This is a genomic window from Stenotrophomonas sp. 3diitr2024, from assembly GCF_042136455.1.
Classification (GTDB): Bacteria; Pseudomonadota; Gammaproteobacteria; order Xanthomonadales; family Xanthomonadaceae; genus Stenotrophomonas; species Stenotrophomonas sepilia.
Map to the genome: position 1 here is coordinate 1 of NZ_JBHHMJ010000322.1, position 269 is coordinate 269.

Annotated in this window: 1 pseudogene; it reads right to left on the reverse strand. The window is 68.4% G+C overall.

Annotation, left to right across the window (positions count from 1 at the left end):
* Positions 1-269: pseudogene (locus ABGA94_RS07690) on the reverse strand (hypothetical protein); the annotation flags it as partial.

Here is a 269-nt window from a genome sequence, read left to right on the forward strand (position 1 = left end):
CAGGTGCCTGCGCCTGCGCGTGATTCATCCATGGCACGAGGCCGACCGCGAGCACCGCGGCCAGCAGCGCACGACGGCGGAAGGCCAGCAATGCCAGCAGCATCACCGGCGGCAGCAGCCAGAAGCCTTCGTCACGCCACAGATAGGCGCGGCTGTCACCGACCCATGCCACTTCATAGCGATTGCCCTGCACGCGTGCGGCGACCACGGTGGTGCCCATCGGCAGGGTGTCGTTGCGCCGGCGCGAGGCGCGGATGATCTCTTCGTCA